13 protein-coding genes are annotated in these 12880 nt (G+C 70.9%); 4 read left to right on the forward strand and 9 right to left on the reverse strand.

The features are described from left to right. From ACR2FV_RS04505 to ACR2FV_RS04515, 3 genes are all read right to left on the reverse strand, one after another. Nucleotides 1-244: hypothetical protein (locus ACR2FV_RS04505; RefSeq protein ID WP_434014504.1), on the reverse strand; the 244-nt coding region annotated here is incomplete at its 3' end. A 978-nt stretch (nt 245-1222) separates the two neighbouring features. Next, complete coding sequence (locus tag ACR2FV_RS04510; RefSeq protein ID WP_434014505.1) at nt 1223-1525, reverse strand: addiction module antidote protein; 303 nt, start codon at nt 1523-1525, stop codon at nt 1223-1225. After that, nucleotides 1522-1836: a type II toxin-antitoxin system RelE/ParE family toxin gene (locus tag ACR2FV_RS04515; protein ID WP_434014506.1), complete on the reverse strand. Its 315-nt coding sequence runs from the start codon at nt 1834-1836 to the stop codon at nt 1522-1524. The genes ACR2FV_RS04510 and ACR2FV_RS04515 overlap by 4 nt, the downstream gene beginning before the upstream one ends. A gap of 353 nt (nt 1837-2189) precedes the next feature. On the opposite strand from ACR2FV_RS04515, the gene ACR2FV_RS04520 reads away from it, so the two are divergent. Next, the gene (locus tag ACR2FV_RS04520; protein WP_434014507.1) at nt 2190-2675 is read left to right on the forward strand and encodes an AAA family ATPase; all 486 of its coding nucleotides are present in this window, start codon (nt 2190-2192) and stop codon (nt 2673-2675) included. Between the two features lie 14 nt (nt 2676-2689). Here the strand turns inward: ACR2FV_RS04520 and ACR2FV_RS04525 are convergent, their stop codons facing one another. The 4 genes from ACR2FV_RS04525 to ACR2FV_RS04540 are packed head-to-tail and all read right to left on the reverse strand — an operon-like array spanning nt 2690 to nt 5383. After that, nucleotides 2690-3043: a hypothetical protein gene (locus ACR2FV_RS04525; RefSeq protein ID WP_434014508.1), complete on the reverse strand. Its 354-nt coding sequence runs from the start codon at nt 3041-3043 to the stop codon at nt 2690-2692. Between the two features lie 24 nt (nt 3044-3067). Next, the gene (locus tag ACR2FV_RS04530) at nt 3068-3283 is read right to left on the reverse strand and encodes a CopG family transcriptional regulator (protein WP_434014509.1); all 216 of its coding nucleotides are present in this window, start codon (nt 3281-3283) and stop codon (nt 3068-3070) included. Between the two features lie 49 nt (nt 3284-3332). Then, entirely contained in the window at nt 3333-4151 is an 819-nt protein-coding gene (locus ACR2FV_RS04535) for a ribokinase (protein WP_434014510.1), read from the reverse strand. 11 nt (nt 4152-4162) lie between these two features. Beyond that, complete coding sequence (locus ACR2FV_RS04540; RefSeq protein WP_434014511.1) at nt 4163-5383, reverse strand: saccharopine dehydrogenase family protein; 1221 nt, start codon at nt 5381-5383, stop codon at nt 4163-4165. 91 nt (nt 5384-5474) lie between these two features. On the opposite strand from ACR2FV_RS04540, the gene ACR2FV_RS04545 reads away from it, so the two are divergent. From ACR2FV_RS04545 to ACR2FV_RS04555, 3 genes are read left to right on the forward strand one after another with little or no spacing between them, the layout of a single operon-like run. Next, nucleotides 5475-6188: a TSUP family transporter gene (locus tag ACR2FV_RS04545; RefSeq protein ID WP_434014512.1), complete on the forward strand. Its 714-nt coding sequence runs from the start codon at nt 5475-5477 to the stop codon at nt 6186-6188. Nucleotides 6189-6206: 18 nt separating this feature from the next. After that, entirely contained in the window at nt 6207-6476 is a 270-nt protein-coding gene (locus tag ACR2FV_RS04550) for a hypothetical protein (protein WP_434014513.1), read from the forward strand. After that, nucleotides 6476-7684 (forward strand): hypothetical protein, encoded by a 1209-nt coding sequence (locus ACR2FV_RS04555; RefSeq protein WP_434014514.1) that lies wholly within the window; start codon nt 6476-6478, stop codon nt 7682-7684. Before ACR2FV_RS04550 ends, ACR2FV_RS04555 begins: the two co-directional genes overlap by 1 nt. A gap of 59 nt (nt 7685-7743) precedes the next feature. Here ACR2FV_RS04555 and ACR2FV_RS04560 read toward each other — a convergent pair whose 3' ends face one another. Beyond that, nucleotides 7744-11457 (reverse strand): hypothetical protein, encoded by a 3714-nt coding sequence (locus tag ACR2FV_RS04560; protein ID WP_434014515.1) that lies wholly within the window; start codon nt 11455-11457, stop codon nt 7744-7746. Beyond that, a partial coding sequence (locus ACR2FV_RS04565) for a hypothetical protein (protein WP_434014516.1) occupies nt 11454-12880 on the reverse strand: 1427 nt, incomplete at its 5' end. The genes ACR2FV_RS04560 and ACR2FV_RS04565, both read right to left, overlap by 4 nt.

Raw genomic sequence — 12880 nt, forward strand, 5'->3', positions numbered from 1 at the left:
GGTACTTCTCTCGGGCGCGCATCGCGTGGACGATGACCACAGCGGTGTCACCTTGGACGTGGCCGACTTCGAAGATGATGGCTGCCGCGTTCGCGCCGACCATCATCGTGAAGCCCTCACCGAGATCCCAGATCCGGATCGGGTTGCGGCCCCATCGCATCGCAAGGGCCGTATCGAACGTCCTGAACTGCCGCGCCGAGCGCGTCATACCGCCGCGAAGCGCAAACAACCAATGCGCGGTCATCTCGCGACGGGGTAGCGTTCAGCTTGCGGCCGAGTAGCCGGTAAGGCAGCACGCGGGTCGTCCCGAGAGGGTTCGAGAAGGGCTACAAGTAGACCCCGGTGCTGCGCCGCCCACGACGCACTCATATGCCGCGCGGAGGACGACCACGCTCGCCGGACATTGCCGCGCTGAGGGACCCAATCGACCGACCCACGTGCAAAGCCGTCCGTCCGCACAGCGGTCCTCAGCGGCTGCCCGCCGCGGTGGCGTCAGCAGCGAGGAGACCGTGCACGTGCTCGCCGTGGTAGATGCCGTCGGCATACCTGAATGACTCGCGGAGCGTGCCCTCATGCACGAAACCTGCCGCCCGGGCCACCGCGCACAAGCCCGAGTTCCCGTCGTCGTCGGGCTCGAGCGTGAGCGTGGACTCAGCCTGATTGAAACGGCACCTATACGCTCGGCTGATTCTGTGTATCGATCCTGCGACCCTCCTCCCAGGTGGTGACGGTTTCATCCATTCTGCCCATCGGCTTCAGTTCGACGCGGCGGCGAGCGCCCACGCCGCTGGTCTGGTCGCCGATGGCTCTCGTGGCCCTGAGGCCACTCCAATGGTTCGCGAGATTCGGGAAGTCGGCGTACAGGGTGCATCCGGAACCCGTGGACGCTGGCCACGTTCGATTACCGATATGTGCCCAGGCGTGGCCCGATCGGTCGATTCACCGGCCCATTGGTCGACAAGATGCTGACGGCGACCTTCACCGACATGCTGGCCGCCACCGAGGAGGCCGCCCTCGCGAACGGGTAGCGAGCGGAGCACTGAACCGCCCAGGAGCCCGAGGATCTGGTGTGTTCACGGACGGCGCCACTGAGATCGCCGACGGACAGGACTGGAGCGATGCGCTATCCCCCGGTCGATCAGCGCGAGGGTCCGCCACCCAGACGTGCTCCCAAGCGCCCTGATATGTCGCATACCGTGACGCGGGCGGACGAGTGCCCTTCTCAGGCGATGGATTCGAAGTGCACGCGCAGACCGAGGGCTCTTGACACCTTCATCACGGTGGCGAAACTGGGGTTGCCGTTGGCAGACAGTGCCTTGTAGAGCCCCTCGCGGCTCATGCCGGCACGGCGTGCGATCTCGCTTAGGTTGTGGGAGCGGGCGATGGCACCGAGCGCCTGGGTGATGACCGCAGGGTCGTCGTCACCGTCGTCGATCACCGCCTCGAGATAGGCAACGACGTCCTCGAAGCTGTCCAGGTAGTCGGCCGGGTCGAAGGTGGTGAAGGTCTGGTTGGGGGTGCTCATCCTTGTGCTCCTCGCTTGCTGTGCCACTCCTGGGCGATTCGGTAGGCGGTCTTGATGTCAGAGTCCTGACTCGATTTGTCCCCGCCGCTGAGCAGCAGGATCAGTTGCTGACCGTCGCGCAGGTAGTAGACCCGGTAGCCCGGGCCGTAGTTGATCCGCAGCTCAGAGACCCCGTTGCCTGCGGGCTTGACGTCTCCGGGATTGCCGCTGACCAGCCGGTCGATCCGGACCAGAACCCGTGCGGCGGCCCGCCGGTCCTTCAGTTTGCGTAGCCATCTGTCGAACGTCGCGGACTTCACGACGTCGACCATGTGTCAACTGTAGTTCACGGTTTGGTGTTGACGCAACGGCTCCAGAGAACGCACCCTGATCGCCGGAGGTCCTCATGCCCAGCACTATGCTCCTTCTGTTCCAGCCTGTCGCGACGCCCGCCCAGCTCGCGGCCGTCTCGTATCTCGCCCGATACTCAGGGCACACTCACACCTAGCAGGGCAAGGACTTGCCCTGCTAGGTGACCGTCACCACCTTCCGGCCTCTACCCTCGTGCGTTCATGGATTCTCGAACGGCTGGAGCAAGACCAGTCCGCGTGAACGCCCGTTCCAGTGCTTGCCTCAGCTGCAGCACGTTGTCCTCGACGTGCTGGCATGCTGGCATGCTGGCCACGTGGATGCCACCCAGACGCGGAACGGACGGTTGATCATCGTCTGCGGACTGCCGGGCGGCGGCAAGACGACCGTGGCTCGGTTGCTGGAACGCGAGCGCGGCGCGGTGCGGATGAACGCCGACGAGTGGCTGACCTCATTGGGGCTGAGCCTGTGGGACGCCACCACCCGTGCCCGCGTCGAGAAGCTGCAATGGTCGCAGGCGCAATGCCTGCTGGTGCTCGGTGTCAGCGTGGTCATCGAATGGGGGAGCTGGGGGCGGGCCGAGCGCGACCACCTGCGCTCCGGTGCACGGGCCGTCGGGGCCACCGTCGAGCTGGTCTACCTCGAAGTGGCCGACGACGAGCTGTGGGAAGGCACACGGACCCGCGGCGCAGAGGACCCGCCGGTCACTCGCACCGACCTCGACAATTGGCGCCGCTTGTTCCAGGCTCCGGACGAGGCCGAGATGGCGCTCTACGACCCCCCACCGCCCCTGCCCAACTGAGCTCGCGCAGCGACTCACCGAATGGCTGTGCCCCGTGTCGGTGCTGTCCTGGACCACTCGTCCAACGCCCTACTGGATCTGCGGCAACACCATGAACGACTCTCCCGTGGTCGATCGGAGCACGTCGAAGTGCCGCCGATCCAGGGTGAGGAGGTGCGGGTGCGGTCCCGCTGAGCGAACACGACGTTGGAGGCGTCGGCAGCACCGATTTCCTGGTCGTGGTAACGGGCGATGATGGCTCGAGCTTGCCTGACGTCGGCCACGCCGAAGTCGGCCAGCTCCCACGCCCCACCTGTGAGCTCGTCGAGCACCGCCAGCTCGGCATCGACTCCGTGGCTGGTGGCCACCAGGTAGTCCAGTTCGGCCACGTCGACGATGACGTGAGTCGTGCCTCACCGCTCCCCGAAGCGTGACAGCAGCTCGTCGGCCTGACGGGCAATGGGCTGACCGCTGCGGAACAGCATGCCGCGTGGCCGAGGGCTCACGTCCCCCAGCATCCGGCGGATGGATTGGCGGATGACCTCGGCCTCGGCCACGTTGCCTTGAGCCGCCGCGCGCTTGACGGCGACCTTGAGGTCTTCCGGAAGGTAGATCGTCGTCTTCTCCACCCTTGTATTTGCATCACCGGTGGCGGTGGTTGACCGGTAGCAAGGACGCTCAACGGGTGAGCTCGAGGTCGTCCCCCGCGGCCAGCCGGACCGCGAGGGCTCCGACGAAGCCGTCACCGGCCCCGGTGGTGTCCACCGCCTGCACCTCGCGCGCCGGCACCGCCGCGACCGCCGAGCCACGGGTGGCGCAGACGGCGCCTTCGGCCCCGAGGGTCAGCACTACGCTGCGCGGCCCGAGGTCGAGCAAGCGCTCGACGGTCTGTGCTGGGCTCGCGGGCTCCTGATCGGCACCGGCCACTCCCAGCGCGGCCGCGGCCTCGGTCTCGGTCTCGTTGACCACCACGGGATCGGCCATTTCCAGCAGCTCAGTCGGCAGCGATGTCGCGGGCGCGGCGTTGAGCACCAACCGGATATCACGCTCCCGAGCTGAGCGAGCCGCGGCCCGCACCGTGTCCATCGGAGTCTCCAGCTGCAGCACCAGCGCGTCGGCGTCGTCCCACCACGACGACACCTTGGCCACCCGATCGGGGGACAACCGGGCATTGGCGCCGGGTGAGACCACGATCGAGTTCTCGCCGTCCGGGGTCACCAGGATGACCGCGCTGCCCGTCGCCGCGTCGACCGTCTGCAGGCCGGTCAGGTCCACCCCCGCGTCTGAGAGCGAGTCGCGCAGCAGCCGGCCGCCGGTGTCGCCGCCGACACAGCCCACGAAGCGCTCGCCGCCGATCCGTGCCGCGGCCACCGCCTGGTTGGCGCCCTTGCCGCCCGGGGTGGTGACCAGGTCCGAACCCAGGATGGTCTCGCCACCCACGGGTCGGTGGTCGACCTGCACGACCAGGTCGACGTTCGTCGACCCCAGGACGATCACAATCCCGCGAGTCAAGGCGTCCCTCCGCCTTCCCGGGCCACCTCGAGCGTGAAGCCGTGCTGCGTCAACCGGTCGACCAGCGCCTCGCCCAGAGCGGTCGCCGGGGTCAGCACCCCACCGCGCTCGCTCGCCCTGTCACCGGCCACCAGGGCCAAACCGGCCTGGCCGAGCATGACGGCTGTGCCGTCATAACCCGGGTCGTAGGGTGCGGCGACTGTCACGACATACCGCGCACCCGTCGTGGTCCGCACGTGCGTCTGCATTACGAACATCCCGGCGCTGCGCCGCTCCTGGCTCGGACCCTCCCCCGGGGCGGGGAGCAGCCGGTCCACGAGGGCGCGCGTGGGGCTGCGCGACATCGCCGCCGCCAGCCCGGCCAGCCCCCCGGTCAGGGCCAGCGCAGCGAGCCGGCCGCGTCGACCCCGGCCGGTGTCCATCACCTCGTCGTAGACCAGCGGCTCGCTGCCGTGCGTCAGCGACCAGGACCGGCGCACCAGACGGGTGTTGTAGCCGGCCATCAGGAACGGCCCGTACCAGCGGCCTGTGCGCCGGTCTCTCCCGACCGGCGGAAGACCGCGCCCGTATGTCGTGCGCCCGGCGGCCAGCGCGTCCGGGTCGGCCACGACGCGACGCGCCTCGCGGTCTCCTTGCAGGGCGATCATCTGCTGGCGCATCGAGTCGACGGTGCCGCCGCTGAAACCCCCTTTGGTCCGGCGCACATGCAGCGTCGCGTCGACCGGCCGGCCCTCGTCGTCGGCGGCGGCGGCCTCGGTGGCCAGCAGCAGCGCCAGGTCACTGGGCACCGAGTCGAAGCCGCAGGAGTGCACGATCCGTGCCCCGGTCCGGGCGGCCTCGTCGTGAGCAGTCTCGATGCTCCTGCGGACGAAGAGCACCTCGCCGGTCAGGTCGGCGTAGTGCGTGCCCTCCGCGGCGCAGGCCTGGACCAGCGGCAGCCCGTGCACCGCATACGGCCCCACCGTGCTGACCACGACGCCCGTGCTGCGCGCCAGCGCCGCCACCGCTTCCACGTCGGTCACGTCGAGCACGACCAACGGCCACTCGCGACCCGGGTCGGGCAGCTTGGTGCGCACCCGCTCCAGCTTGTCCCGCGACCGCCCGGCCAGCGCTACCCGCACCTCGGGAGGGGCGTGCCGGGCCAGATGTGCCGCGGTCAGCCGCCCGACGAAGCCGGTTGCGCCCACCAGGACCAGGTCGTGCTCGCGCTGCTGCATGCCTCCTATCCTGCTGCCCAGAGAAACCGGAGGCACCGCCTGCGGGTGTCCCGTAGAGTCCGAGCACCCGCTCCGCTGTGAGGGAGGCACCGTGCCATCCGTGCTGCTGTCACTGCCGGTCGTCTTTGCGGCGTTCGCGGTGTCGGCCGCAGTCGGACTCGGCGGGTCGCTGCTGATGGTGCCGGTGCTAGTGCTAGTGCTCGGGGTCAAGGAAGGGGTGGCCTTAGCTGCCCTGCTCCTGGCGCTCAACAACGTGGTCAAAGTGATCGCCTATCGCAGGACCATCCCCTGGCGGGCCGCCGCGACGGTCGTGGTGATCCTGATGATCGGTGCGGCGATCGGCGCCTCGCTGCTCGTCCGGGCACCGGATTGGGTCGTCGGGGTGGCAGTGCTGATCTCGTTCGTCGCCAGCCTGGCGCTGGAGCAACGACAGCTGCGCGCTGCTCAGCGGGTCGCGGCGCCGCTGTTGGCGTTCGGCGCCGGCGCCACGTCGGGTTTCTCCGGGACGTCCGGCCCGCTCAAGGGCGTCGCGCTGCGCAACCTGGGGCTGGACCAGGCCCACTTCGTCGGGGCCGCCTCCATCGCCTCCCTGGCCGGTGACGCGACCAAGGTCGCGGTCTTCACAGAGGCCAGCCTGTTGGGCCCCGAGGCGTTCGTCCTGGCCGGTCTCGCGCTGCCGCTGATGCTCCTGGGCACGGCGACGGGGCGGCGAATCAACGGGTGGGTCAGCGAGCGCGGGTTCGCGATACTGTTCTGGGCCGTGATGACCGGATACAGCGTACGACTGGTTGTGGTGCTCTTCTAGTCAGTCCTACTCTGGGACATGGCCCACGACGAGGTTCCTTCGACCCGGCGGCGAGACGTGCACCGATCCACCACGCTTCGTCCGGAGACCCAGGCAGCGCCCGAGTATGCGGACGACGGGGCGGTCGACCAGACCGACCTGGACCGACGGGAAGCCAGACAGGGCCCCCGGCGCAAGGCGGCGGGGCCCCCGAAGGCGGCGACGGCGCAGCGCGAGCAGCTAGGCACGGTCGAGGAGTCGGTCGACGCCCGCCACACCCCCGACGTCGCACCGACCGACCCGGCCTGATGGTCGCCGTCGTCGAGCGCCTCGTCCTGGGTGACATCGCCACCGGGGAGCAGACCGGGACCGTGGGTGAGCCGACCGTGGCCACGTCGGGTCAGCGAATGATGATGACCGGCAACTGGTTCGCCAGCCGCAGCACAGACGGAGGCAGCACCTGGGCGATCCAGGACCCGTTCACCTCCTTCCCCTCCGCGGCAGGCGGCTTCTGCTGCGACCAGGTCGTGCTCTACGACCGGGCGAGCCGACGCTGGGTGTGGTTCCTGCAGTACATCACCGACGCCTCAGGCTCCAACATCGCCCGGGTGGCGGTCAGCGCCACCGGCGCCCCCGGCACCTGGTCGTGGTGGGACATCGCCCCGGGCGACCAGGACCCGGCTTGGTCGACCTTCTGGTTCGACTACCCCGATCTGGCGACCTCGACCGAGCATCTCTACATCTCCACCAACATCTTCGACCGCAACGACCGCTGGCAGGGTGCCGCAGCGTTGAGGCTTCCGTTGCAGTCCCTGGCCTCGGGGCAGCAGGTAGCACCCGAGGTCTTCGCCACCACCGAGGCGGGTTCGCTGCGCTTCACGACCGGCGCGCAAGACACGATGGTCTTCGCCAGTCACAACAGCACCAACACGGGTCTGCAGCTGTTCTCCTGGCGGGACGACGAGCCGGCTGTCACCGAGGCGAGCGTCCCGATCAGCCCCTGGAACGAGGGGCCCTACACCTCGCGCGGCCCGGGCGGTGCAGAGTGGCTGGCCCGCGTGGACGGCCGGATTACCGGCGGGTGGCGCAGCAAGGGCCGGCTCGGTTTCGCGTGGACCGCCGGCGCAGCCCCCGGGCGACCGCACCCGCATGTCCGGGCCGCCCGGCTGGATGCCGACACCCTTGCCCTCCTCGACGAACCCGACCTGTGGAGCCTCACCGGGGCGTGGGCCTACCCGGCGACGTGTCCCAACCAGCGCGGCGACGTGGGCATGACAGCCTTCTGGGGTGGCCCGACACATCCGGCTCACGCGGTGGGCTGGCTGTCGCCCGACGGCTGGGACATGGCGGTGGCCGCGACCTCCACGCACGGCCCGCTGCAGGGCAAGTGGGGCGACTACTTGTCGCTGCGCCCCGACCCCCGCCGGACCACCTACTGGGTGGCCTCGGGCTACCTGCTGACCGGCGGCCAGGATCGCCGAAACGTCGACCCCCAGGTGGTGGTCTTCGGACCCTGATCGGTATGCCGTGCTCTGCGCCCTCCTCGGCCGGCGCTCAGACCGGCCACAGCTGTGCATCACGTCGGGCGTGCACCCACTCGCACCAGCCGGGCCGCAGCGTGCGGCCAGCCGCGCACGAGCCTGCTGATGGTGTCGACTGCGCCCGTGGTGGGGGCACCGAACGGATCGGCGGTCGAGCCGACGACGGCGACGAACAGCACGCGGCGGCCCGGCACGACGCCGCTCAGGTCCACGTCGATCGGGATCGCCCGCGGGATCCGGGCGTCCAGGGGCACGGTCGTCCGGTGCAGAACCTGCCCGGCGGCCCGGGCCACGTTCCAGCCCGCCGGGTCTGCCTGCGGGGGCCCGGTCAGCTGGCTGGCCGCCCAGGCCGGCAGCCCCGACAGGTCCCTGCCCAGCAGGAACGACGCCGACTTCGCGTCCCGCCACAGCAGCGCGGCGAAGGCATCCCCGCTCGGCAGAGGCCGGGTGTCGCGGTGGTGCAGCAGCACGTCCACGGTGCAGCGCTCGGCATACACCCGCCAGTGTCCCCCCTGGACCCGCGGTGGGACCACGGACTCGATCAGGTCGATCTCGGTGGCGACCGCGGCCAGCGCCGTCGGCAGCTGCCAGGGTGGGCGAAAGACGGCGAGGGGGTCGACCGGATCGACCGACAGGGTCCCGTCGGCCGCCAGTCGGGTGCCCCCCACGACGGCGTCCCACAGGGCGTGGTCGATGAACCGGCCGGCCCGCACCCCCACCGCAGGGTCGACCCGATGCAGCTCGACCAGGTCCCCCAGCTGATCGCTCCACCGGCCGTCGACCGGGATCGACGGGAAGTGCCATCGGAAGGCGGTCTGGAGGGTCCACAGCTCGTACGGGAGGACGTTGCCGGCCCGGAGCGTGGTGCTTCCGGGCAGCTGCCAGGCCGGGGCGGCCGGGACCGGCCACGCCGGTCGCACTGCGATGTCCGGGCTCGCCACCGAGGACACCAGCGGTGCGGTCGGCCGCCGGCGGGGGTTACGCATCGGCGTGGGCAGTATCCGGCGGTCCTCCCGCTCGTGCACTCGCAGATAGGTGCGCGGGGGCTCGGGCCCGGAAAGGTCCGCCTCCCACATCCCCCGCGACTGCACGCCGGCACGCAACAGCCGGGGCCGGGCGGCAGCTCCGGACGGATTCGTCCAGACACTCAGGTCCTGCACCGTGGCCGCTGGGAGCCCGTTGACGAAGGGGTCCCAGGCGTGCACGCCGACCACAGCGGGTCGCACGCCGCGCCAGACACCGGTGACAGTCCCGACATAGACGTCGGTGCCGCCCCCGGCCGGGTCGACCGTGCATGTGTATGCGGCATCGCATGGCCCGTTCACCGGCGGCGGACCCGGCAGGTCCATCCGCTGTCGCAGCCCGGTGGCCACGAAGGCGCCGGATGCCGAGTCGAAGTAGAAGCAGGTGTCAATCCGGGGATTGAGCGGCAGAGCCGGTGTCGGCGGCACCACCTCGCCGGTCGTGCTCAGGTAGAAGTCGCCCGTCCCCGGCACCGGGGCCACGTCGGTCAGCGTGGTGTTCGCCGGGTTGGGGGCACCCGGGCTCCCGGGCACCAGCACGGTCGGTGTCCACGTGGCTCCGGCCTGACCGTAGCTCACCACTCCTCGGTCGAACAGGACGAGCAACGTCGTCGGGGTGGCCCACTTCAGTGTGATGACCGAGCCGAGGTTGCCCGGCGGCACCCCGAAGGTCTGCTGGGCCAGGGGATCCGCTCCGCCCGGGCGTGGATCGAAGGCCGGGCCGGCCACGACCGGGTGTGCAGGTCCGCCTGGGAAGCCGATCACGCGCCAGCTGTTGTTGGCCGCTGACCCGATGTCGTCGGTGAGCCATACCCGGTTGGTCCCGATGGCGAGCCGCCCCACGGCAGGAGTCCTGGCGATCGTGGCCACACCGGAGTAGAAGGCGCTCAACGGTGCGAACGGGGGTGGTGGCGGTCCTTCACTCTCCCGTCCAATTGCGGCCCTCCCGGCATCCCTGGCCTGCAGGCGCAGCATCGGGTCGGTCCAGCCGCGCCGTGGCCGGCCCCGCCATGCGCCCCGGGTGAACTGCCCGACGAGGTACTGGGACAGGTGCGGGTGGAAGCCGACCCCGCCGCCGTCGCCGAACATGGTCAGCTCCCACACCGACTCACCGACTCGGACCTGGACCCCGTTGTCCTGGCAGCCGATCGCCATGAAATGGCTGCTGGTGGGATGCGAGGCGGCGAAACCCACCTCCAACGTGGCCAGCCCGATGGCCCGGGAGGCGAAGGAGTTGACCCGGCCCGCCCGGCCGGAGACGAACACCCCACCGTCGCAACCGACCCACACCTGCGCGGCTCCCGGCGCCCCGACGAGCCGGATGGCGTGGATGTCGGCATGGACGTTGTTGCCGATCAACCCCGCCCGGTCGGCCCCCTCGCCACCCGGTGCGGCAGCGGTGCGCGACACGCCCACAGCCGGGATGAGCTGAAGCGGCGGACCGGGCTGCACGTCGAAGGCCCACAGCGACCCGCTCCACTGACCGACCGGCGCGACGGTGCTGCCCCCGAGAAAGACCCGGTCGACGCCGCCGACGACGTCGACCTCGATCGCCGGGTCGTAGTCGCGTTGGGTACCCCACAGGGCGGCCGGGACCCCGTGAGGGGGTACCGGTGTGGCCACGGGTGTGCCCACACCGGCCGTGGGGATCTGCCACAACGTGGGTGTGTCCGCCGGTGGCGGGCCGAGCGCGGTACGCACCTCGCCCAGGGCATACAGGCGGTCTTGCCCGGGCACCTTGGCGATGGACATCCGACCCCGGATGTTGTTGCCGGTGCCGTGGTTGGTCAGGAAGGTCCAGGTGGCACCGGAGTCGTCACTGAACGCGACACCCGCCCAGGCGATCGCCACGAACAGCCGAGTGCCGCCGGCCCGGGTCTCCCATCGCACATCGGTCAGCCAGACCGGCGGGACGAACGGGTAGAAGGCGTCCATCCCGGCGACTCGCGTCCAGTCGTAGCGCCCCTGCCGCGGAGCCGGGCCGGTGTCGGGCACCCGCGTCCCGAGGAACAGGCCGTCGCTGGTGGCGGCCATCACCCGGTCCTGGGTCGGCCCGGAGCTGACCCCCGCCACGGCGGCAGGGTGGCGGGCCAGCCGGAACGCGCCCCGGCCCTCCAACTGAGCGAGGCCGGTGTGGTCCTCCCAAGGGTCGCCTCCGACGGTGACCGCGCCGGCGCCGATCCCGGTTAGCACCCCGAGGCCGCTGTGCCTTCCCCCCGTGGCGCTCCCCCTCGGGTTGGTCTCACCCGTCCCCACCAGCACGACGTCGTCGCTCACGGACGCCTGGAAGTCCACCAGCAGGCAGCCACAGGTCTGCGCGTTGACGTCTCCCCCGCGGCTGCGGTCCGGCTCGGCCCACCCGCCGACCGGCGCCCAGGTGGCCCCGCCGTCGCCGGTGTACCAGACCCCGCCCTTGGCGCTCGCGGCATAGGCACGCGTGCCCGTGCCGTCGACCTGCAGGTCACGGATCCGTCCGGTCACCCGGGGCCTTCCCTCAGCCTGCCCCTGCCGGACCACGGACGGCCCGATCGGCACCCACCGTTGATCGTCACCGATCGGGAAGGTCCGCAGCGCGGCCTCGCGGGGCCCGTCGAGGTGCGCTCCCGGGGGCACGATGTCTCCGGCCAGGACCCAGGCTATCGCGGCGTCCAGTGCTCGCCGGTCGACGTCGCCCTCACGACCGGCCAGGAATGCCCGGCGGTCCCCGGCGTTGCCGCTGCCACTCACGACGGCTCCTCCTCCTGGGGGATCACCCGCACCCAGCCCTCCTGAGCCTCGTGCGGTATGCGGGGCAGCAGGGCGGCCTGGGAGGCTGCGGTGATCGGGTCGTCCCGCCAGCTGAGCGGACCGGTGCGCCGGGTGAACTGTTGCCTGTCGCCGAGGGCGTTGACCTTCGGCATTCGGATCTCGGCCGGGTCGACCAGCACCGGTCCGACGCGGACCGAGGGCATCAGCCGACGCAGTCCCGGGGTGACCCACTCGTCGGCCAGCCGCAGCACCTTGCGAGGGAGGATTCCGGTCGTCAGGTGCACGAGCCCGGCCGGCAGCATCAGCATGGTCAGCCGTAGGGTCTGGCCGGGCCGCAGCAGCAGCTCGTCCTCGGCCAGCAGGTATGGATGGCTCAGCGGCCGTTCGTCGGGCAGGCCGTGCCGACCGAGCGGGCCCAGGTAACCCTCGTGCCGGCCGCCGGCGCGCGCGTGGGCGGCGACCGCCTTGTCGACCACGCGCACGTGCCGGTAGTCGTCGTCGACGACGAAGGCCAGGAGCGAGTCGTCGCTGCGCTCGATCGACCCCAGCCGCACGACGAACTGATGATCGGCCAGGGCGGCGAACCGCTGTCTGCGGGCCGCCGCACCCCCTGTCTCCTCAACCACGACCTCGTCGACGTCGTCGGGCGTCTCCAGCCGCAAGGTCGCCCGGACCACGGCCACGGGACGGCCGACCAGTGCGGCGATCGACGGCGTCCCCAGCGCCGCGAACGTGTCCACTGACCACAGCGTGGTGTCGATGGCCCGGAGCAGCTCGCTGAGTGCGGAGGCCTCCGGTGCGTCGCCGCCGTGCCGGGCCCGGGTGTCCGCCTGCAGCAGCCCCGTGACCAGGTGGCCCAGCGGTGCCGCGGCCGGCGGGAGGTCGGCGTAGGGTCCGGCGTCGGGGGGCAACGGGCGCCCCGGGGCGGGCTCCCACCGCGGGGAGCCGGTGATCGGGTCGTGCGCCAGCTGCCCCAGCGGTGTGCCGTCGCCGGCGAAGACCTCCAGCGCCTCGTCGATGTGGTCCGGCAGCAGGAATCCGGCCACCGGGTTGACTTGGATATCGTGGTCGATCTGGTTGACGAAGGCCTCCCGGGCGCCCAGCGGGTCGGCGTCGATCGGGTGGGCCGGGTCGACCAGCCGGAACAGGCACCGTGCGCCGTGCTGCACCCGTGGTCTCAGCAGCATGTGCGCGTCGTCGGTCTCCAGCGGCAAGGTCGTCGCCACTGCGTCGGTCGGCACGTCCAGGGTGCGGCCGAAGGTGTCCACCAACCTGACCCGGGCCAGCCGAAGGGTCCCGCCGACCAGGGGATGCGGCAGGGCGGTGGCCGCCGGCAGCTGACGGCCGCCGCCCTCGCGGCGCCGCCCCTGCCCTTCGACCGGCATCCCGAGCCAGTGCTCGT

Source organism: Ornithinimicrobium sp. (assembly GCF_051004135.1).
Taxonomy (GTDB): domain Bacteria; phylum Actinomycetota; class Actinomycetes; order Actinomycetales; family Dermatophilaceae; genus Ornithinicoccus.

Coding starts and splice junctions, on each gene's coding strand:
- ACR2FV_RS04540 (WP_434014511.1), bottom strand. CDS start 5,383: ATGCAGCAGCGCGAGCACGACCTGGTCCTGGTGGGCGCAACCGGCTTC.
- ACR2FV_RS04510 (WP_434014505.1), bottom strand. CDS start 1,525: ATGAGCACCCCCAACCAGACCTTCACCACCTTCGACCCGGCCGACTAC.
- ACR2FV_RS04550 (WP_434014513.1), top strand. CDS start 6,207: ATGGCCCACGACGAGGTTCCTTCGACCCGGCGGCGAGACGTGCACCGA.
- ACR2FV_RS04515 (WP_434014506.1), bottom strand. CDS start 1,836: ATGGTCGACGTCGTGAAGTCCGCGACGTTCGACAGATGGCTACGCAAA.
- ACR2FV_RS04555 (WP_434014514.1), top strand. CDS start 6,476: ATGGTCGCCGTCGTCGAGCGCCTCGTCCTGGGTGACATCGCCACCGGG.